The sequence below is a fragment of the Microbulbifer maximicatervae (SeqCode) genome (genome assembly GCF_052467065.1).
On sequence record NZ_CP174299.1, the window covers coordinates 932338 to 954752 of the forward strand.

Genomic DNA, 22415 nt, shown 5'->3' on the forward strand with positions numbered 1-22415 from the left:
TCTATCAACTAAATTGCATGGCTACTTAAAAAGTTTCATAAGCTGTTCAACCATCCACATATGAAGCTGGCTGTGGTTAGATCGACTATGCCATGCTGCTATAACTTCAAATTTTGGTGTTTGCGTGTCCAACTTAAGAGGAATAACTTTTTTATTGGGTAGTAGTCTTGAGGGGTAGAACGCAATTGTGTTTGTAGCTGCAATTATATCTGGGGCAGCAGAGAAGCTGGGTATCGACATAACAATATTGCGTTTTAGCCCCTGCATCGCAAACCACTCATCGTGTGATCCTTTGAGGTTTGCCCGTGATGGTGAAATGATCAATTGCGGAAGCTCGGCCACGTCTGCCAACGTTAATGACTTACCCTTCAGTGAAGATTTTTTTCCCGCGACACAGACATGCTGCTCCTCAAATAGCAATTTGTATGGTAGGTCATCCGGAATGAAATCAGGAAAGGTGAGCGCTAAGTCGATCTCACCAGCCACCATTAACTGATTGAGATTATCTGTTTCAAAGTCCCTGACGATTACTTTAAGTTCCGGGGCAGATTTACGGACAACCTCTAATAGCTGTGGCAGCACCGATTGAATCGCGTAATCCGTGGCACTAATACTAAAAATCCCTTTATAAGTTGCCGGATCAAACGCTATTGGAGTTAGCAGTGACTCTACATCCTTCAAAATACTGCTGATCCTGCCTCCCAGCTGCTCAGCAACAGGGGTAGGCACCATACCGTTGCCTTGCCGGATAAACAGCCGGTCATCAAACACTTCTCTCAGCTTACGCAACTGTTCGCTTATCGCTTGCTGGGTTAACCCCACCTTTTCAGCTACCCGGGATAGATTTCTCTCTTGAAGCAGTGCTTCCAGTATACGTAGCTGTTTTAGGTCCAAGCGGCTTATACCATTCATATTTGTAACCAAGACAAAGAGTAGTTGTTTCAAATTGTATCCTTGCACCTCTAGTATTCCCACCATCACAAGGCACAGCCAAAACTCGCTGGGGCTATTCAGTTGCCCTTATCACCGCTGCTTTTTACTTGTGTCTTTTCAAACACTCACTGCAGTCAGTTTTTAACAGGAAGGTCATTATGAAAAACGAGTCACTATTCAGTGAGATCAACCTCGGCCCTTACACCCTAAAAAACCGTATTGTTCTACCGCCACTGACCCGATCACGCAGTAGCCAGCCTGGCAATATTGCCAATGACTTGATGGCTAACTATTACTCACAGCGTGCTGGTGCTGGGTTTATGGTTACAGAGGGCACACAAATCGAACCCAGGGGCCAAGGCTACGCTTGGACACCTGGAATCTATTCAAAGGAACAGATCGAAGGCTGGAAAAAAGTGACCAAAGCCGTGCACGATCAAGGCGGTATTATCTTTGCCCAGCTATGGCATGTTGGACGTGTATCTCACACTTCACTACAGCCTGGCAATGCAGCGCCCGTTGCGCCATCAGCTATCCGCGCAGATGCAGTTAAGGTATTTATCGAAACGGGGCCTGGGGCCGGCGCATTGGCGGACCCCAGTGAACCCCGCGCGCTGACAACAGAAGAAGTTAAAGAACTGGTCCAGATGTATGCTCAAACTGCACGCAATGCTATGGAAGCAGGCTTCGACGGCGTTGAGTTGCACTGTGCTAACGGCTATCTGGTGAACCAGTTTATTTCAGAACATACCAATCATCGCGACGATGAGTATGGTGGTAGCCTGGAAAACCGTCTGCGTTTTCTTAAAGAAATTGTCGCAGCGGTATCAAGGGAAGTCGGTAGCGATCGACTGGGTGTTCGTTTTGCTCCGCTATTTGAAAGTACCGATGAGGACAGAGTCTACCTTGGGCTGGTAGAGAGTGACCCCCACAAGACCTATATCGAAGCTATTAAGCTGCTAAATGAAGCTGGAATTGCCTATCTGTCACTGGCCGAGGCGGATTGGGATAACGCACCGGATTTACCTGAGAATTTCTATCGAGAAGTACGTGAAATCTTTGGCGGAAGCATCATGTATGCAGGAAAGTATTCCCCCGAAAAAGCTTTGCGGGTGCTTGACGCAGGTCATGGAGATATCTTTGGCTTTGGCCGACCTTTTATTGCCAACCCGGATCTTCCCACGCGTATTCGCAATGAATGGCCACTCAATCAGGTTGATCCAAACACTATGTATGGCGGCACCGAAGTGGGGTATACGGACTACCCCCTCTACCAGCCGTGATCTGGTGTAGGCTGGACTTGTTCATTATGAATTGCTAGCTGTAAGTGGCATTTCTATAAATATTTCTAAAGTCTATCAGCGCTATTCAAAAGGCATAAGCGCTTATTGATTAGAAATAGATAGCCTCAGAGAATTCTATTTTCTGGGGCTTCTTTTATTGAGCTACTGTAGAATTATTTATTGCCGTTTTTAAAGGACTTGCCATTCAAGCAGGGCCTCCAATACCGATCCAGAATCATCTCGTAGTTCCAGCACCTGCTATACAAGCCTCGTAATTCGATATAAAGATACCGGGCCCCCTTTATTTGGGACCCGGTAGACTCCTATTTGGAAGCCAGTGCGCGTTGGCCAGAACGCAAGTCAATAACAACAACTCCTTGCACGCCATTCGAGCCACCATCGTAGGCAAAGAGACGGCGGCCTTCTGTGTCAATAGCCATGGAGGAGAGGCTCTCCACTTCAATTCCGTCACCACGGCAGTCGCTATCACAACCCTTACCACTAGATAGAATTGACTGTGAAAAGTCGTCCATATCAATGGCTACTAAATTTCCGCTGCGGGTACCTACTAAAAGACGGTTACCAATTGTATCCAAAACCACATCATGAGGGTCCATATCTGCGGTGCCGCCATTCACAGACGAAACAAAAGTGCTTATTTCACCGGTAGTCAGTTCCACTTGCCAGATACCACCAGTCCCGTAATCGCTAACAAACGCACGGTTATTAGTGAGATCCAAAGCTAAGCCGTTGGCGGAGTCAAAGGAGGGCCCTATGCCGGTATTATTATCAGAGATAACTTCCCTATCGCCACTATCAAGATCTACGCTTACTAACCCTGTATCCTGTAGCAAAACCATGTGATTGTTAGTGGCATCCAACTCCATGGCTTCTACGCCACCGGAGAACGCAGGGCCTTCACCAATACCAGGCGCAGAGATACTCTCGAATTCACCACTTTCCAAATCAAGCTTAATTAATTCATCGTTGCTCTCATCGAATATATATGCATATTGACCTGAGTCATCCGGAACAATCGCAGACGGTCGAATACGAGCTGAAGCGGGCGGAATAAATTCAGCCGCGATGGTGCGGTTGCCGTTTTGTAAATCTATTTCCGCCGCTATGGAACTATCTACAACAACAGTCAGTAACCGGTCAGTCTTACGGTTATAGCTTATATGGTTCCAAACATAGCTGGGGCCCGTACCAACATGATTGGAGGAAATTTCTGTACGATCTCCCGTATTGATATCGACAGACATGATCACCGGGTCGAAGAGAATTCCGGACACCAGAAGGCTATCGCTACTGACCCCTTGACTAATTGACTGGGGATTTACAAGCCGCAATCCTTCCCCCTTAGTCCAGTCAGTGACAACTGTGCGATCACCGGTTGATATGTCCACTTGCAGGATATTCTGAACTTGGCCATTGGTAACATAAATCTTGCCACTATCAACATCGACGATTAAACCCTCTGGTTGCGATACGGGTTCGCCGCTGCCGATACCATTACCACTTATTGTTGTTCTATCACCGCTTGCAATATCTATTCTAAGTATAGAATCTGTGCTGTCGTCACCTACGTAAAGCTGCCCATTTGGCTCATCTAGCGCAATACCCTTTGGATAAATCATGTCAGCGCCAGCGCCAATCGGGGACGATGAATTAGAACTGGATATCACAGAGTAACCTCCATTCAGCAGGTCAAATTCAATAATTTCTCCATACGATCCCTGTGCTCTTGTGGCGTAAGCAATACCTCCATAGCCAGTCAATGCCAATGAAGTGAGATCTGCCGGAACCCATGTGGACAATTGTGTACGGTTACCGGTTGTCCGTTGTACAGAGTAGATACTCCCGTCCCTATTCAATACGACAAAGTAGTCATCAGCTGGATTGGCGCGCACCGTGGGGAATTTTTGTACCATATCGATTGGATTCAGAGATGGACCGGACCCAACCGATGGCCCAGAAATTTCCCGGCGCGTAGATGTAAAATCTATCTCAAATATCATGTTCAAGCCGGTATCAGCGAAATACCGACTTCCATATAAATTGTCGTAGGACACCCCCACTGGCCAATGGATTAAAAGTTCATTCTTGACAGAGTGAAAACTTTGAACCGTTTCGCCTGAGACGAACTGGGCTGAAAGAATATAGGAGTCGCGACCTTTATCAACCGTGCTATCGAGATACCAAATTGACGAGGACGTTGCATCCATAATTGGTGACTGACTATCAATCGTGATGCTAGACAATTGCTCGGTAGTATTTTCGCCACTTTCCAGGTCTAAGACCCTGGTAGTAAGAGCGAGGCTGGAAAGCTTCCCTCCCATATTGGCACCCGCAGTGGGGAAAACCATACGAGGGGAAGGTATAACTAGATCAGTCACAGACACTTGTAGCGTAAGCTGGTTGTCGACTCCTTCACTATCAGCAGCGCTGATTGATAGCTGATAATAATTATCTTTGTCACTATCTGCAGGAGACTCAAAATCTGGAGCAGTGTTAAAGCTAAGTTCACCGCTAGCAGAATCAATAGAAAACAATGCAGTATCAGCATCGTCGCTCAATGAAAATGTGACCTCATCTCCATCTGGGTCCTGAGCCATAGCGGTGTAAAAAACCCCGCTTACATCTTCTTCGACTGTAACTTCTGTTGCAGATGAAAACTCGGGAGCGCCATCGTTGACATTAGTAACTGTTACCACAATTTCCTGGCTCATCTGACCTCCGTTGCCATCGCTAGCCTCGATTGTCACCTGGTAGATATTATCTCCATCTGCGTCGGCAGGATTCTCGAAGTCTGGAGCAAATCCAAAGCGCAACTGGTTACCGTTATCTATCAGAAATCGGGACTGGTCTTCGCCGCCAATAGTGTTGTAACTAATGCTGTCCCCATTGGCATCACTAGCGGATAGTGTAAGCAAAGTACCGGTACTATTTTCCTCAGTAGTGACTTCACTTGCAGAGACAAACTCAGGAGCGCTATTAGTTGAACCACCACCCGAACCACCTTCATTCGAACTGCCACCGCCGCCTCCACCTCCACAAGCGGAAATAGCAATGATAGAGCTGAAGCACAGAACTTTTTTAAAGCTACCCATTAAATGAACTCCCCAAGAACTTTTAACAAAAATTTTTTGTTGTACTTTTATGGGGCGCAACTTTAGCAAAGAAAATTATGGAAAAATTAAGGATATTTATAGATTTTACACATAAATCGTACCAACTAGGTTAATGACCGGGCATTCACTGTATAGACCTTTGAACAAAGTGATCCTAGAGGTTAAGTAGCAATTTCTTCTGATCTTTTTTATCACTGACTTGATTGAAATAACCTTTTTGGGTCTCTCCAAGATTATTAAAGAAAAGACTAGAAACCCAATAACTAGACAGATCAGAAACCTTTGACTCAGAAACTCCTATAGGACGCACGAGTGTCGAAATTTGAGCAGAAGACAATAAGTTCAATATAGCTAGGAAGCATTCCATAATACTAATTATAGAAAAAACACTTAGAACCACTTACAAACCAGTTTCTAGTACGAAAGCTCTATCTTACATGTATTTTTATCAACCAAATTGAGCGATATATAATCAGTCCTGCCCGATTATTAACTACAATTCGAGTTCTGTTACGACTCTATAAGGCGACTCATGTAAAATGATCCTCTAGACTTCTGAACGGTAGGCTTACCGTTCTATCAAGGGTTAAACACTACAATTTCCAGAGCCTAAAGAAGAAATGAACAAATTCTTAACCATTATTGCAATAGCCTTGGCCACCACTTCCTGTATGACGCTTGAGGTACAGCCTGGCAACGTTATCGGGGACACTGTAGATGCGGGTAAAGAGGCGTTCCAAAGCATCAAGCGAAGTCGTAATGGTGAAGAAGAAAGAGACTTTTCTCACAAAATCAATTACGACCCGACTACCTCTAATGCAATCAACATTACCAACTGTAAAAAGGAAATGATGGAGGTGATCTCTGCCTCTGAACTTACCGTCTCAAAAATTTTGACTGAATCTTCTGAAGTTGTTGGAGAGGAAGCTAGCAAGAGCGTACAGTGCACTGCAAAAGTGGTAGTCACTAAGAACACTTAAAGCACCAGGCTGCTGGCCTTGATATAGTTCTGGTATAGAGCTCCTCTTGACCCTATACCAGTTCTCGGCCCGCTAATGAACTCCCCTGATACTCCACAGCCAAGGAATGGGAAAATGATTAAAAGTCTCTCAACTTTACTTACTATTATCTCGCTAAGTATGTCCTCCATCCTGGCTCAGGCAGATACTCCTATCAACGAAATAAACCACCTAATGGAGTTTGTCTCTGCTTCAGAGTGTACCTTTATCCGCAACGATAGTGAGCACACTAGCCAGGAAGCAGTGGAGCATATGGAGAAGAAATATAAGTATTTCTCCAACAAAATTGATAGCGCGGAGGATTTTATTAGGCTAAGTGCGACCAAGAGCACCTTTAGTGGTAAGCCCTACCATATTCAGTGTGCCGATAAGCCTAAAGAAGAATCCCAAAGGTGGCTTCTGAACGAATTAGCACGCTACCGTGAAACGACACAGCTAAGATCCAATGCTAATTGAGAAACTAGCAATGCAATCAAAATAGCATGGTAAATGCTGTCACCAGTTGGTTTGGCTCCGACTTCAACAAGCTAAACCCGCTACTACAACGCCTACATACAACAGGGGCAAAGCTCTCCGGGGAGGTTAAAGTTCAGTTCGGCTCTGGACTAGCTGGAATTATAGGCAAACGAATTGCTGGAAAGCTGGGTGTCCCACAAAATACAAAGGAATCTCCTTTTTCAGTAAATATTCAGCACACCCAGCATAAATTAGTCTGGTCTCGTACTTTCTCAAATAGCCATTCAATGATTTCAGAATTTGTACCTATAGGGACAAGAGAAAAAGCTGGTTATTGGATTGAAAAAACAGGGATAATTAATATCCGACTTGGCGTTTCCATAGAGAAAGGAAACTGGTTTTGGGACCCACAGTCAGTTTCTATTCTTCATATCCCAATTCCCTCGATCTTAAGGCCCAGGATCGTCGCAGGCAAATCAATCATTAACAATCAATATCACTTTGAGGTATCGATTTCGTTACCGATGATAGGGTTCTCATTTGGCTATTCGGGAATATTGCGTGAACAACTCCCTGAAACTAGATAGCTGTGCGATTAACCTCTGGTAAAAGGTATTTCAAAAACCTTGATTACATATACTTGTAGCCGAGCGTAACGAGAGATAATCTCACTAAAAACAATAGTGAAAGATATATGGAAAGTGAACTGCAATCACTTCGCGCGGAACTAGCTCTGCTGGAGCGAGACAATCGCCGTCGCATTGAGATATTCGAACAGCGGTTATCGGCTTTAGAAGCGCAGACACAGCAAGATACTAGGGATCAGTTAGCAAGCCAGCTCCCGACAGTGGATGAGCCAGAAGATGAGCTATCCCAATTGATGGGTACGCATCCCTCCAGATCCCCGTCGACAAAGCAACGTAATCCCTCTCTTCCTGAAACCCCAACCCAGCCAGCAAGTACTATTACCAATGCTCCTAACAGAACCGAGAAGCCTGGTAGACAGGCTAAATGGCTATCTGAGGAGCTACCGAGCCTATTGGAACCTGCTCTCGAACCCATGAGCCGAGTGTGGGGCTCCCTAATGAGTTTCTACCGGCACTACCAAAGCCAAGGGAAGGCTCCTGTCTTCTTTATGACCGCTGCCGGCATCCTGGCGCTGGTGTTTGGCTTTGCTTACCTGTTGCAGTTTTCTTTCAATGCCTATTTGGGGCCTGTAGGTAAAGTGACTTTAGGCTTCCTGGTAGCAGCGGCGACTACTACTGGTGGAGTAATGTTCAGGCGGCGCATGCCCAACATGGCGGATTACGGCTCAGGACTGATCGCTCTCGGGGTCATACTGCTTTACTTATGTGGTTACTTTACTGGGCCTTACTATCAGCTGGTTCCGATTCCTATCGCTGTGGGGCTGCTTGTAGTAACTACCGGAGTTGCTTATTTACTCGCCCTACTATTCGAGACCCGGGTTGTTTCCATGGTGACTCTGCTGGGTGGAGCCACGATGCCCTTGGTGGCCAATCATTTTGATCCATCCGCAGTTATTTATCTCAGCTACTTGTTGGTGCTCGCGCTCGCAATGCTGCGTTTGTCCAAGTTGATTCAATGGCCTCAGCTGGCAGTGGTCACCATGGTGCTCAGCGCAGGGATGTTCGAGTTTTCAGTCGCAAACTTGGGCGAGTCTAGCTCAAACTGGGGTCTGTTACTGATACTGCATGGTTTCTTCTACGGGTTTGCCCATTACATACTGGGTGGGCTTAGTGGCAAGGAAATCGATAGGAGGCGCCTCGGTTTGCTGGTAGCAAACCTGGTGCTATTTATTCATATTAGCTGGTCTCTAGCACCCACTGCTAATGCACTAGGTGTGGTTTGGTTACTCAATCTAATACCCTGGGCCGCGCTCGCCATCTACTCACGCCACCTGTTCGGATACAGTGTTAATAGTTCCTCGGCCCGTAGTATCCTCGCAATGGCTTTACTCCATGGGGGCTTGTTAACAGGCCTGGCAATTCTGGCACTTTGCAGCCCTGACTTTTTGGGCATTGTGTGGTGCCTGGAAGGCCTCCTGCTGATTTACCTTGGAATACATTTTGGTTTTGTCAGCGTGCGAAGTGAGGGCTATATCGCTCTAGCCCTCGCCGGCGTAACCTTATTCTTGCAAGCTCTCGTATGGGTGGCTGAGAGCTTGGTTCCTGCTCCACTACTATTATCCTTAGAGATGAGTGCAGGCTGGACTCACTGGCTGACCCTCACTGCTGGGGCCTTTGCTCTCACCCAGTTATTACGCCGTAGTGTCGGTAAAATCACTCCCGCAGAACAACGTTTCACTTATATCGCAGAGAATGCCTTCGGACTGCTTTTATCTGCGAGCTTCCTGCTATCGGTGGGTATTATCTGGCCGCAAGGGATGTGGTTGCTGGCACCACTGCCAATGACTTTCCTGATCTGGCGCAGCCAGCGCATGAATTCAGCATTTAGCGAATGGCTCGGTCTCTGGCATTACCTTCTGTTGTTTGTCCCACTGTTAGCCAGTGCATCGGTTGTAGGCAACCTTCATTTCTACGATCAAATCCCCTACGGAAAAATCGCCAGTATTGAAGCTTTCCTGGGACTTTGGTTGCTTGCGGAGCTTTATCACCAGCTGAAAATACAATCACCAGGGCAGAAGCTGGCATTGGCACTGCGTAAACTCTTTTACGCTTTACTACCCATTATTGCCTTACCCACCATACTGTATAAAGCCAGTGACTACTTCACTGTTGCTATATGGTTCTCGTGTGGTATTGCCTTATTCCTCTACACATGGCTGCGGATGGAACATCTAAAACAAGAAGTTCGCATTTTGATTTCTGCTGCAAGCCTTATCACTATCGGCGGTTGTCTCCTACAAGAGTTTGTCGGCTGGCAGGGCAAGGCGATGGAGGGGCTATTACTGGGAGTCGCCAGCTTCATAGGGCTCATATGGCTTGGCCAGGGCTTAAAGCGATACCCCGCAGGTAGGGAGTGGCAGCATGCTATTCACTGGGCGCTGAAGCCTGTATTCCCGATGGCCTTCTACTATTTTGCGGCAGTACTGATAGCTGTCAGTTACACTTTAACTCATGACTTTGTCCTGTCATTACTACTCACCCAGCTCTATTTTGGAAGCCTCTTTTTCAGCCAACCCAAGCTGGGACCAGTACGCAACCAGCTTACGCCCTTCTACATACTGACACTGGGTATTTTTGAATTAATAACACTGATTCAAGTCGGAGCTGTCATTGTGAAATCGCACAATGCAGAGTGGATTGGAGCCTATAACCTGGTCTCTCTTGGCATCGCTGTCCTGCTGGCTTACCACAAAACCCTGCCTACGAGAGCCGTTTGGTCTGGTCATCGAATGGCAAATATGTGGCTGGTGCATGTTACCGCGATTATTGTTTACGTAGCTCTATTAGCACAGCTATTTGATGCCATGTGGCTACCGGCAGTTTCTTTCGCTCTCGTTGTCCATGCAACCCTACTATTGTTCCAAACATTAAAGCCCGAAACCCAGAAACTACTTAAGTTGTCACTAATTATCTACGGCATAGCTGCACTGAAGATTGTGCTCTGGGATATGCAGGACTTCTCACTAATACAGAAGATAGTCGTTTGCATGTTAGTGGGATTGTGTATGCTGGGGGCGGCCTATCAATACCAGAGATTCCTACCAAATAAAAGGCTGCCTGAATAGGCAGCCTTTTTTCATTATCGACATAAATTTATTCAGAAATCCCTTAGCTATTAGCAAATTAAGCTCCTTAAAAGAGGGTATTATTAGAGCAAAGAATATTCTTCAAACCTCAACCGCCAGCCAGTAGTCATTACACAACCCAAAAATGAACAACCCTATCGATTTCAGTAGTATTTCCAATCAACTTCCCACTAATAGCCTGTCTAGAGGGAAAAATTACTTCCGGAATGGTTTTGTCGAAAGATTCAATATTTCTCAGGATGGCAAAACGATCACCGGGAAAGTGAAAGGCTCCTACTCTAGTCACTACCATCAGTATATATCGCTAACTGAAAATCCAATTTCGGGAACCTTTGAAATTGATGGAGAATGCTCCTGTCCAGTAGGGTACAACTGTAAACATGTAGCTGCAGTGCTAATAGCGGTAATTGCTGAGCATAAACGTCCATTAGGGCAACCATCAGTCAGTCGTACTTGGGACAACTGGCAACAAGGTGTAAAAGAAAAATATCGTGACTCCGAGCAGGACACATCATCTAATCGCGACCTGCTATACACCTTGGACTGGAGTGATCAATATACCCCAGCTCATGCCCGAATTAGCGTATATTCAGCTCGACGCCTCAAGAAAGGCGGCTATGGAGCGCCTCAGCGAGAATACTTCCATATCAACAGTAGCCTAGCCACTTCAAAAGTCGACCAAAAAATATTCGGCCTTCAACAGCTGCTTTCCCAGTCCTCGTTCAAAAAGAGTATTTCAGGAGAAGAAGGCGCAATGCTGTTGAAAAACCTACTAGCCAGTCAGCGTTTCTTCAGCGATATCGATTCCCTAACCCCGATTCATTGGGGAGAGGCAGTCAAACTGGAGCTCAGTTGGAAGGAAAGTAAGAGTAGTGCACAGTTGCAATTAGATGTACCTGACCTCCCCGATGATTGGAAGCTCATACCTACCGAACCACCTTGCTATTATTCACCACAGGAAGACATCATTGGTCCCATCATCAGCCCGGTGGATGGGGAAGCGCTTAATGACTTTACAACCATGCCCGCCATTTCTAAAGATGAAATAGGCAATGCTATTACTTTCCTCAATAAACAATATGGCAGTGAACAATTACCCACGCCAAAGTCGGTGCCCATCATACCTGTAGATGATTTGTTACGGCCGGTATTAACCCTTAACTCAATTTCTATTCGAGAAGGGGCTGAAAGTCTCCATACGGCAAGTTTTCTTATTAAATATGGTCCGGTAGTAATCCGCGCGGAAGAAATTCTTACAGAGAATCGTCCTGAGACTAATATCTACCCCCAAAAAGATAAACTATATAAAGTAGAGCGAGACTTCAAACATGAAGCCGCCGTACTGAAGGATCTCTTGCAGTGGCAATTTAGCTTGGGGGCGGACGAAACTGGTGAACCCGTTTTATTCTTCTCCGATAGTGGGCCAGGCCAAACTCCTATTGAGCGCTGGCATGAATTCCTCAATGAGGGTATCCCAAGACTTGAGGAATCTGGCTGGATAGTTGAATTCGAGGATAACTTTTCTTTAAAAGTACACGAGATTGAAGATTGGGAATGGCAAACAAAGCAATCTTCCAACGACTGGTTTTCCCTTTGTGCAACTGTAGATATTGAAGGGCAGTCTATTCATTTAGCACCATTATTATTGCAATATTTGGAATCGGGGTATGTGGCTACAGACGAAGAAGACATATTGGTTCCTCTTGGTTCAGACCAGTATATCCGCCTACCCAGTGCTCTATTCCACAACTTATACGCAATTTTAGAGGAGTGGTATGACAGCGACTCCCAAAGCCTCAAAGTGCCCAGGTTTGCTGTGCCGGATCTGCCTAATGCAACTTCAGCCTGGCAGGGCAATAAAGACTTAAAATCGCTGGCTAAAAACCTGCAAAAAGGCCCGCAAAGCATAAAACCACCCAGGGCCCTGAAGGCACAATTACGCCCCTATCAACAAACGGGTTTTGAGTGGCTGCAATACCTGCGTAAACTCAATATGAATGGCATCCTGGCCGATGACATGGGCCTGGGAAAAACTTTGCAGGGACTGGCCCATATCCTCAAAGAGAAAGAAAGCCGGCGCCTGGCCAAGCCTGCCCTGGTGGTTGTACCCACCAGCTTGGTAGGTAACTGGCTTAACGAGGCCCATCGCTTTGCCCCGACCTTAAAGCCACTACTACTTCACGGCAGTAACCGGCATGAGGATTTCCCCCTCATTCCCGAATCCGATCTGGTTATAACCACCTACCCCCTTATTGTGCGGGATAGCGAAATATTAAAAGAACATGACTTTCATTTATTGATCCTCGATGAAGCTCAGGTTATAAAAAACCCCAAATCGAAAGCGGCACAATTACTCCGCACTCTGAGTGCAAACCACAAAATGTGCCTAACGGGAACACCGCTGGAGAATCACTTGGGTGAGCTGTGGGCACTATTTGATTACCTGATGCCCGGTTTTCTACACAGCCAGAAAAGGTTCAATAGCCTTTATCGGAACCCCATTGAGAAGCAGGCTAATGAGTACAAGCAGGAAGTTCTGAACCAGAGGATCTCACCATTTATTTTACGCCGCACTAAACAGGAAGTAGCCACAGAACTTCCTCCAAAAACAGAAATTATACAGCGGGTTACTCTCGATACCACCCAAGCTGCGCTTTATGAGACAGTGCGTTCAGTGATGGAAAAGCGGGTTAGGGACCTGATGAAGAAGAAAGGTCTAAATCGCTCTCATATTGAAATCTTGGATGCCCTATTAAAGCTGCGACAAATCTGCTGCGACCCCGCACTGGTCAAACTGGACAAGGCAAAAAAGGTTAAGCAATCGGCCAAGCTGGAAGCGCTGATGGATATGCTCCCGGAGATGGTGGAGGAAGGCCGCAAGATACTTTTATTCTCCCAATTTACCGAAATGCTCGGCAAGATTGAAACCGCCCTTGAAGAACAGGCAATACCCTATGTAAAACTCACCGGGCGCACGCGCAAACGTCAGGAAGCGATTGACGCTTTCCAGAATGGCAATGTTCCTGTATTCCTGATTAGCCTAAAAGCCGGCGGTGTAGGCCTAAATCTTACCGCTGCCGACACAGTTATTCACTACGACCCCTGGTGGAATCCCGCAGTAGAAAACCAGGCTACCGACCGCGCATATCGCATCGGCCAGGACAAGCCAGTCTTTGTGTATAAATTTATCTGTGAAAATACCGTAGAAGAAAAAATAGTCGATATGCAGGCGCACAAGCAAGCCCTGGCTGATGCGATTTACAGTAAAGATGGGAAAGATATAACTATGGATTCAGAGCAATGGTTATCATTGTTTGAGGGGTGATTTACGCGATAAAAAAATGAGTGGCAAGGTATGTCGTAGATAGAACCCCATCAGTCATATAATTTCGGTTTTATTGTCGGCTTCCATAAGCTTATTTATAACCAGCCCTCACAATAGGGTAGCCTACAGCAGCTTTGAAAAAAATATTCAAGCGGAATTAGGGCAACCTAATTCCGCTATGCCTACTAATTTACAGTAAATTCGCTAGCTTACAAGTTTGGCCAAACCAGCTTCTTTTGTGCTTTCTTTACTCTTCTCGTAGTCCAAAAAATCCGTCACAGACTCTACTACCGAGGTATCCCAGACTATTTTCCGGTGTCCCACACCACTAATTTTGATCATCTCCGCTGCTGGCCAGGTTTTGTGAATTCTCTCTCCGTGAAAGATCGGCACTTCATCATCTTCAGTATCGTAAATCATCAGAAGCGGAGTCTCTTCCGGGGTATACATTTTACACTGTAACAATTCCTGCCAAGAGTATCCTATCTGGCCGGCAATCTTGTCTTGGCATATCTCTATAGTTTCAGAGCTTACCTTCAACAAATTTTTCATAATTTCAAGAATCGGCAGAGGTGCACTCGGTGAGCCGAGTACAGCATAACATTGAGCTTTAAGCCCAAATTCCCGTGCTCTCATCGTCATCATTCCACCCATCGAGTGGCCGACGACGGCAAATATTTCCGAAAACTGACTGGCCAGAGAATAAATATCTTTCGCCATAATATCGAAATTACAAACCTTTCCCTCGGAGTGACCATGAGCAGTAGCATCTATGGCCACCGCTTGGAAGCCTTGCTCGGCAATTGCCATCGCCATAGTGGCCATTTTTGCGGCTTTGGCCTCCCAGCCGTGGCAAAGAATCACTACCGGGCCCTCACCCCAAGACCAGGCCGTATTTTCTGTACCTAAAGCACCCCGGTAGGTAATCTTCCTGGCTTGGGCTAACTGCGCTTTCTCGCGTTCTGAATCTGGATAGCGCCTGGGCCGGGAGGCCATATACATCGCTATATTTGCTGATAATTTGGGGGATAGTCGCCCTGTGAGTTGCATTATTCCCTGTATTATCTTAAGCATATTATTAAATCTCTGATATCCCGTTTTATATGATCATTGATGGTGTTTAATACGCAATAGGAAAATTACACTGATCAATGGTCTCTGATGAGATTTCAACCTAAAAACATCCAATAATACAGGGCAGTTTCATCCAACAGATTAACCGATTCGATGATTAGTCTTCTTCTGAAATATTTTCCTAACGAAATAAGAAGTTTTTCCTAGAATAGATCTTTATAGTTATATCAATAAAATACTGCGTCACCGCTTTTGTTATCTACATGCCCAGTCCCCCAAGACATCTACACTAATAATCTGGCAGTAGATTAGGGCTCTCCTACCCCTATCAGTTCTCCTACTTACTATTCCATCGAATCTCTGGAAAGTTGGACATGAAAGGAATCAATCTGACAATAGTTTTTTGCATGGCACTATTGCTCACCGGCCATTCCGTGGCGGACTATCAAAAGGGAGATTTTATCGTTCGCGTTGGCGCTGCTGCGGTCGATCCAAACGACGACTCTGGCAGACTCCGCCTAAATGGCACCCCCTTGGACTACACCCGGGTCTACGTGGATACAGGCTACTCCGCTAGCATCACTGGTACCTGGTTATTTGCAGACCATTGGGGGCTGGGATTACTGGCAGCTGTACCTTTCCGGCACGATCTTGATGTTCGCGGTTTACCGGACCCGGATACCGGTAATCCACTGGGTCGGGTATCCCTGGGTGACATCAAGCACCTTCCCCCAACCCTCAGCGTACAGTGGTATCCGGTATGCACCGAGTCCTGGGTACAGCCTTATATTGGTGTGGGAATTAACTACACCCATTTCTTCGATGAAGATATCAGCCGCACGGCACAAAACTACTTCGATACGGCCCTGGGTGCAGACTCAAGAGCATCCCTGAGCCTGAGCAATTCCTGGGGCCTGGCAGGGGAAGTGGGCATAGATATTGCCTTTGGACGAGAGAGCAACTGGCTGTTTAATGCGGCCATCTGGTACTTGAGCATCGATACCAAGGCCAAAATTCGCTTCCGCACAGAAGATAACGACTACGACCGCATCAATGTCGATGTGGATATCGACCCTTGGGTTTACTCGGTGGGCATCGGTTACCATTTCTGAACTAAGGCCCTATTGCACCTGATGATAAGATAGGCTCAGCAACCATTCTATTTTTTCGAATAGTTTGGTCGAATTTAACCAATTTTCATTCTATCGATCCTCTGTAAACTGCCTCTTACTCACAGCAGCGACTACTGAGTAGCGCAAAATTCACAGTTTTAGGAGCGATACCATGAGCACATCCACTTTATCCACAAGCGCCAATATCGACGGCAGCTCCCTGTTTTCCGCAAGTGCTGACTTGGCTGGCCGTATCAGCTTGGCGGCGATCTTCCTGTTGGCGGGAATGAACAAGATCCAAAATTATGAGGGCAGTGCACAGTACCTAACCTATGGCGGTCTGCCAGAATTTCTGCTGCCGCTTGTTATTCTATTTGAAATAGGTGGTGCGCTCGCACTAGTCGCCGGCTTCCAGGTTCGCCTGACCGCCTTGGCGTTTGCTGGCTTTAGCTTAGTTACTGCCGCCTTGTTCCATAACAATCTGGGCGATCAGATGCAGTTTTTGATGTTTTTCAAAAACCTGGCGATTGCCGGCGGCTTTTTGGTAGTGGCAGCCCATGGCGCCGGGCGTTTCAGCTTGGATCACCGCAAAAGCACCAAGCAATAAATTCCTCTGGACCAGAAAATACCGATTGTGGAGTAAAAAATGGGACTGTTAGTCAATGGCCAGTGGCACGACCAGTGGTACGACACCGAGAATTCCGGTGGGAGCTTCAAGCGCGAAGCGGCGCAACTGCGCAATTGGGTGACTGCTGATGGCAGTTCAGGTCCCAGTGGTGACAGCGGCTTTAAGGCGGTGTCTGGCCGCTATCACCTATATGTTTCACTGGCTTGCCCTTGGGCCCATCGCACGCTTATTTTCCGCAAGCTGAAGAAACTGGAAGACCATATCGATGTTTCGGTAGTAAGCCCCGATATGCTCGATCAGGGATGGAGCTTTAACGTCGACGAAGGTAGCAGCGGGGACACTCTGTTTAGCTATCAGTTTATGCACCAAGTATACACTCGTAACAAGTCTGACTACTCGGGCCGGGTGACGGTACCAGTACTCTGGGATAAACAAAAAAACTGTATCGTTAGCAATGAGTCCTCTGAAATTATCCGCATGTTCAACAGCGCGTTTAATACCATTACCGGCGATACACAGGACTTTTTTCCCGAAGAGAAGCAGCAGGATATAGATACCATTAATCAACTGGTCTATGAGAACATAAACAACGGAGTTTATCGCTGCGGCTTTGCCACAACCCAAGAAGCCTACGAGAGTGCTTACTATAATTTATTCTCTGCTTTAGACCAGGTTGAGAAAATTTTAGGGGAACAGCGCTATCTGGTCGGAACAGAAATTACCGAGGCAGATTGGCGACTGTTCACTACCCTTATTCGCTTTGATGCTGTCTATCATGGACACTTCAAGTGCAACCGCCAGAGACTGGAAGACTTTCCTAATCTGCGTAACTATGTACGCGAGCTATACCAGTGGCCGAAAGTTGCTGAAACAGTAAATTTCCACCATATTAAACGTCACTACTACTTCAGCCATACATCGATCAACCCAACCCAGGTTGTGCCTGTAGGGCCGGAAATCAATTACAACAGCTCTCACAACCGCAGCTAAAAACCCTTGCCTATCCAGCCTGGGCCAGTCAGGATATTCAGGGCTGCCCCAGGCTCCTTAAACCTTGGAACAGCCCTCCGTAGCCCTCAAAGAGTACCCAGATGCAAAAAACCACTCTGGAACAGTGGCGAATGTTTAAAGCTGTCGCAGATGCCGGCGGCTTTAATCAGGCCTCTTCCCACGTTCACAAAAGCCAGTCCAGTATCCACAATGCAGTTAGCAATCTGGAAGCTGCTCTCGGCGTAAAATTGTTTGAAGTCTCGGGTAGAAAAGTAGTAATTACTGAAGCCGGTAACTTAATGCTACGCCGGGGCCAATACCTACTGGATGAAGTCTCACGTATTGAGGATATTGCCGGATCCCTTAACCAGGGAGTGGAATCCGAGCTGCGCATTGCCGTAGATGGCGCCTTTCCCCAAAGTGTCGTTTTTCAGGCTCTGGAGAGAGTTTCCGCAATTTATCCACAGGTGAATATTGATATCGTTGATACAGTACTATCCGGCACTAATGAGTTGATCCAGGAGGGGCTGGTAGATCTGGGACTTTCCGCCTTCCGCATGAAGAATGCCCTCAACGATGAGATTTGTCGTATCGAATTTGTGGCTGTAGCCCATAAGAACCATCCACTACATCAGCTGGGATACGAGCTGAGCTATGAAGACTTGAAGTCCTATCGCCAGATTATTGTGCGGGACTCCGCACTGCAGACCAATAGGGATTCCGGCTGGCTGGGGGCAGAGCAACGCTGGAAAGTGGGCAGTCTACGGGCATCCGTGGATTTAATTGTACAGGGAATGGGGTTCGCCTGGCTGCCATTGCCAATGGTCTCCACACTACTCGAGAATGGCACTTTAAATCGACTCCCCTTGAAAAATGGTGGAGTGCGCTCCAGCAGCTTTTACCTGAACTTTAAAGACCAGGATAAATTAGGCCCCGTGGCGAGGGAGTTTATTGGCGAGCTTCGATTACTCACTTTAGATATGCCCACCTCTGAGGAAGGCTGAGTATTCTATTGATACGAATAATAAGCTTCTTTTTACCCAATATTCCCTTATACCGCAAAATACTATCATAGCCTTAATATTCTATTTACTGCACTAATAGGAGCTGGCTATGTATTACTTCAGACCGTCACAAGAACGCGGTCAAGCCCGATTTGGCTGGCTGGACAGCAAGCATACCTTTTCATTTGGGCACTATTACGACCCAAAACACATGGGTTTTTCTGCACTGCGCGTTATCAACGATGATACAGTAAAAGCAGGGGCCGGGTTTGACGCCCATGGACATCGGGATATGGAAATCGTTTCCTATATTCTGGAGGGCTCGATCGAGCATCGGGATAGCGAAGGCAATCACTTTGTCGTTCCCGCTGGTGAAATTCAAAGAATGAGTGCGGGTAAAGGTATTACTCATTCAGAATATAACCACTCAAAGACTAAAAACCTTAAATTCCTACAAATCTGGATTCAACCTAACCGGAAAAATATTCAGCCCAGCTATGAACAAAGGGCAATCACTCAAACTGGGGCATTAACTCCATTGGTAACGCCCAATGGACGCGATAATTCACTAACTATTCATCAGAATGCCAGCTTATTTCGTCTCCAATTACGCGCTGGTGAACGTTTAAAATTGGATACTCTAAAGCGACCAGGGTATCTGCATATCATCACTGGTAATGCCGAACTCAATGGCAGCCACCTGCTAGTGGCGGGAGATGGCTTGGGAATTTATCGGGAAAAAATAGAATTAACCGCTTCAGAAAATGATCTTATCGCACTATGGTTCGACTTGCCTCGATAATAGGTGATCTATCAACAGACTAATTCTTTTTGGGCTGTAAACCTGCTCTAAGATACCGCTTCTCGTAATAGGCATTAAACTCTATCTAACCGGCATGTTCATATTCACAAGCACAAGACTACTCACCCTAAAAGCGACAATCTCTGGTTTACACCTAAACTATTAACTTGGCAGTGAATCACTGCTGTATACAGGCATCGAGTCACCAGGGATAAAATAATGGGATCAGAAGGCGACATGGAAAGTCGCAATGGCGATAAAAAAACGCCGGGAAGATGGATCTCCCTGCTTTCTCCGATTCCTCCGGCCATTATCGCCTTGTCATTGCTTTTTCATCTGCCCGATATTTCCGCTGGTAGAGAGTTTTCTTTTGGCATTAGCTGGGTTCCAGAACTGGGCGTATCCCTACGCTTCTATATTGATGGCCTCAGCTTTTTATTTGCCTTATTAATCAGCGGTATCGGCTTTTTTATCACCATTTACGCCGCTGAGTATTTACGCGGGAATCCACTATTGCGGCGCTTCTTTCTCTATCTCTATCTCTTTATGGTCGGAATGCTGGGTTTGGTATTGGCATCCGATCTCATTACTTTATTTGTGTTTTGGGAAGTGACGACGGTCGCAAGTTACCTCCTGATTGGCTTTAACCACTCCAGTGCTGTTGCACGACGCTCAGCTTTACAGGCTTTACTAGTGACCGCCTTAGGGGGGCTTTGCTTACTAACTGCTTTCCTATTAATGGGAGAGATTGTCGATAGCTATGATCTTGAAGAATTGTTAATTAAAGGGGAACAGATTAAATCCAGTTCACTGTATCTTCCTATCTTGATACTGGTACTTATCGGAGCATTCTCAAAGTCGGCACAGCTGCCCTTCCATTTTTGGTTGCCCAATGCCATGGCGGCGCCAACACCGGTGAGCGCATATCTACATTCCGCCACTATGGTCAAAGCCGGTATTTACCTTCTTGCGCGCCTACATCCGGTACTGGCTCACACTGAATACTGGGAGTGGATTTTAACCTGCACCGGTATTGCCACTGCCGCAGTAGCGGCATTGGCCGCCCTGCGTCAAACAGACCTGAAACTGGCCCTCGCTTATACCACCGTGATCGCTCTGGGCACTATCACCATGTTTCTGGGTTCTGATGCTTCAGCTGCCGTCGCCGCTGCAATTACTTTCTTGCTGGTTCACTCTTTTTATAAAGCCGCACTGTTTATGGTGGTGGGCATTATCGATCGGCAGACAGGTACCCGGGATTTAACCAGGCTGCACGGTCTGGCGAAATTATTGCCCTTTGCTTTTATAGCTGCACTGGCTTCAGCCCTATCCATGGCCGGATTCCCGCCGTTCCTTGGGTTTATTGGTAAAGAACTAAAATATGAAGGTGCGTTGGCGGTAGCTTCAGAGCCCGCACTGGTGGGCACAGCAGCAATTTTTGCCAATGCGGTAACGGTGACAGTAGCCGGCATGGTGGCCATCAAACCTTTCTTTGGCCCTCCCCCCAAAGATGCCAGTCGTATTCGCTGGGCACCTCCTGGTTTGTGGATAAGCCCACTGGTTTTAAGCGCCTTCGGCCTCACATTTGGTTTGGCCCCGGACTTAGTCGGTGGCGGACTGGTGGAACCGGCACTGACAGCAATACTTGGCCTTCCGGAAACCATCGACCTGAAACTCTGGCACGGTATTAACATTCCACTCCTGATGAGCATTCTTACTTTTGTGCTCGGGGTGATTATGTATGTCAATTTAAAACGTATGCGTGCCTGGCTAAACTGGGACTTTACCCATGCGCCAACTAGCGCCGATCTACTGTGGGATAAATCCTTAGAACTATTAAAAGCTTTTGCCGCACTGCAAACACGCATATTGCAAAATGGAATTATGCGTCGTTATCTCACAGTCATTTTTGTTACGCTCTCGATGGCCCTTTTTTATGCCTTTGTTCATACCGGCCACTTCTCACTCGAATACACTGCGCCACGACTCAATTTAAAAGAGTGGGCAGCCATACTGCTGACGGTAGGAGGTACATTTACTGCGGGTTTTGCGCGTAAACCTCTCACCGCCATTTGCGCTCTCGGCGCTCTCGGTGTGGGTATCGCTCTAATTTACCTCTTCTTTGGTGCACCGGATGTGGCCATTACACAGATTCTGGTGGAAACACTCTACTTGGTATTAATTGCTGCGATTCTTCCGCGTCTGCCCGTATTTACTCCCGGCAAGAAGGAAGGCTTTCGTCCCAGGGATGCACTGCTGGGTGCCACAGTTGGCCTTTTATTTACCATTAGCATTCTGGTGGTTCTGCAAACCCCATTCGAGAGCCCTGTGAGTGAATTTTACAAGGAAGCTGCTGTACCCGAGGCTCATGGGCGCAATATCGTCAATGTCATTCTGGTGGACTTCCGGGCCCTGGATACTTTCGGGGAGATTATTGTGGTGTTTACCGCGGCTGTCGCTGCGGTGACCTTACTCGGTCATCATTTAAGACGGGGCAAGCAGTGAATTCTATTATCCTACAGACAGCGACCCGTGTGTTGGTAGCCCTGATCTTGGTCTTCTCCATTTATATGCTGTTGCGTGGACACAATTATCCCGGAGGCGGATTTATTGCTGGATTAATTGCCGCTTCTGCTTTTGCCTTATTTGCCATGGCTTGGGGTATGGAGGCGGCACAAAGTGCTCTGCGCATACCTCCAGGGACTCTCGCCGCCTGGGGGGTTGTCATCGCCGGATTATCTGGATTGATGGCTCTATTTTGGGGAGACGGTCCCTTTTCCGGACAGTGGTTTGCCATAGTAGGCAGCAAGGAAGATGGCGGAATCATTATCAGCAATCTTTTGTTTTTTGATATTGGGGTTTACCTGACGGTACTCGGAGCCGTTCTCACACTCATTTTTGCCTTGGAAGAGGCCAGTTGAT

At 46.8% G+C, this 22415-nt stretch carries 16 protein-coding genes; 13 read left to right on the top strand and 3 right to left on the bottom strand.

From position 1 onward, the window contains the following. Positions 1 to 21 precede the first annotated feature (21 nt). Positions 22 to 945, bottom strand: coding sequence for a LysR family transcriptional regulator (locus ACJJI1_RS04240; protein WP_444958635.1), 924 nt, complete (start codon positions 943 to 945; stop codon positions 22 to 24). A 146-nt stretch (positions 946 to 1091) separates the two neighbouring features. Here ACJJI1_RS04240 and ACJJI1_RS04245 point away from each other — a divergent pair, with 146 nt between their 5' ends. After that, a complete protein-coding gene (locus ACJJI1_RS04245) occupies positions 1092 to 2216 on the top strand; it encodes an alkene reductase (protein ID WP_444958636.1) in 1125 nt (374 codons plus the stop codon). A gap of 323 nt (positions 2217 to 2539) precedes the next feature. On the opposite strand, the gene ACJJI1_RS04250 is transcribed toward ACJJI1_RS04245, so the two are convergent. After that, positions 2540 to 5329 (bottom strand): Ig-like domain-containing protein, encoded by a 2790-nt coding sequence (locus ACJJI1_RS04250; protein ID WP_444958637.1) that lies wholly within the window; start codon positions 5327 to 5329, stop codon positions 2540 to 2542. Positions 5330 to 5970: 641 nt separating this feature from the next. Here ACJJI1_RS04250 and ACJJI1_RS04255 point away from each other — a divergent pair. From ACJJI1_RS04255 to ACJJI1_RS04275, 5 genes are all read left to right on the top strand, one after another. Further along, positions 5971 to 6330 (top strand): hypothetical protein, encoded by a 360-nt coding sequence (locus ACJJI1_RS04255; protein ID WP_413663301.1) that lies wholly within the window; start codon positions 5971 to 5973, stop codon positions 6328 to 6330. Positions 6331 to 6444: 114 nt separating this feature from the next. Further along, positions 6445 to 6825 (top strand): DUF5329 family protein, encoded by a 381-nt coding sequence (locus ACJJI1_RS04260; RefSeq protein ID WP_413663302.1) that lies wholly within the window; start codon positions 6445 to 6447, stop codon positions 6823 to 6825. 26 nt (positions 6826 to 6851) lie between these two features. Continuing rightward, entirely contained in the window at positions 6852 to 7412 is a 561-nt protein-coding gene (locus tag ACJJI1_RS04265; protein ID WP_444958638.1) for a DUF4166 domain-containing protein, read from the top strand. 107 nt (positions 7413 to 7519) lie between these two features. After that, positions 7520 to 10537: a DUF2339 domain-containing protein gene (locus ACJJI1_RS04270; RefSeq protein ID WP_444958639.1), complete on the top strand. Its 3018-nt coding sequence runs from the start codon at positions 7520 to 7522 to the stop codon at positions 10535 to 10537. A 145-nt stretch (positions 10538 to 10682) separates the two neighbouring features. After that, positions 10683 to 13883 (top strand): DEAD/DEAH box helicase, encoded by a 3201-nt coding sequence (locus ACJJI1_RS04275; protein WP_444958640.1) that lies wholly within the window; start codon positions 10683 to 10685, stop codon positions 13881 to 13883. Positions 13884 to 14087: 204 nt separating this feature from the next. Here the strand turns inward: ACJJI1_RS04275 and ACJJI1_RS04280 are convergent, their stop codons facing one another. Beyond that, positions 14088 to 14957, bottom strand: coding sequence for an alpha/beta fold hydrolase (locus ACJJI1_RS04280; protein WP_444958641.1), 870 nt, complete (start codon positions 14955 to 14957; stop codon positions 14088 to 14090). A 374-nt stretch (positions 14958 to 15331) separates the two neighbouring features. Here ACJJI1_RS04280 and ACJJI1_RS04285 point away from each other — a divergent pair, with 374 nt between their 5' ends. From ACJJI1_RS04285 to ACJJI1_RS04315, 7 genes are all read left to right on the top strand, one after another. Then, complete coding sequence (locus tag ACJJI1_RS04285) at positions 15332 to 16069, top strand: OmpW/AlkL family protein (RefSeq protein WP_444958642.1); 738 nt, start codon at positions 15332 to 15334, stop codon at positions 16067 to 16069. 172 nt (positions 16070 to 16241) lie between these two features. Further along, positions 16242 to 16676, top strand: coding sequence for a DoxX family protein (locus tag ACJJI1_RS04290; RefSeq protein ID WP_444940761.1), 435 nt, complete (start codon positions 16242 to 16244; stop codon positions 16674 to 16676). Positions 16677 to 16715: 39 nt separating this feature from the next. Continuing rightward, complete coding sequence (locus ACJJI1_RS04295; RefSeq protein WP_444958643.1) at positions 16716 to 17687, top strand: glutathione S-transferase family protein; 972 nt, start codon at positions 16716 to 16718, stop codon at positions 17685 to 17687. A 101-nt stretch (positions 17688 to 17788) separates the two neighbouring features. Continuing rightward, positions 17789 to 18691, top strand: a complete 903-nt coding sequence (locus ACJJI1_RS04300; protein WP_444940759.1) for a LysR family transcriptional regulator — start codon at positions 17789 to 17791, stop codon at positions 18689 to 18691. Positions 18692 to 18800: 109 nt separating this feature from the next. Beyond that, positions 18801 to 19493: a pirin family protein gene (locus tag ACJJI1_RS04305; protein ID WP_444940758.1), complete on the top strand. Its 693-nt coding sequence runs from the start codon at positions 18801 to 18803 to the stop codon at positions 19491 to 19493. A 219-nt stretch (positions 19494 to 19712) separates the two neighbouring features. Beyond that, the gene (gene mbhE, locus ACJJI1_RS04310; RefSeq protein ID WP_444940757.1) at positions 19713 to 21998 is read left to right on the top strand and encodes a hydrogen gas-evolving membrane-bound hydrogenase subunit E; all 2286 of its coding nucleotides are present in this window, start codon (positions 19713 to 19715) and stop codon (positions 21996 to 21998) included. Beyond that, positions 21995 to 22414, top strand: coding sequence for a Na+/H+ antiporter subunit B (locus ACJJI1_RS04315; RefSeq protein ID WP_444915528.1), 420 nt, complete (start codon positions 21995 to 21997; stop codon positions 22412 to 22414). The genes mbhE and ACJJI1_RS04315 overlap by 4 nt, the downstream gene beginning before the upstream one ends. Position 22415: the final 1 nt, after the last annotated feature.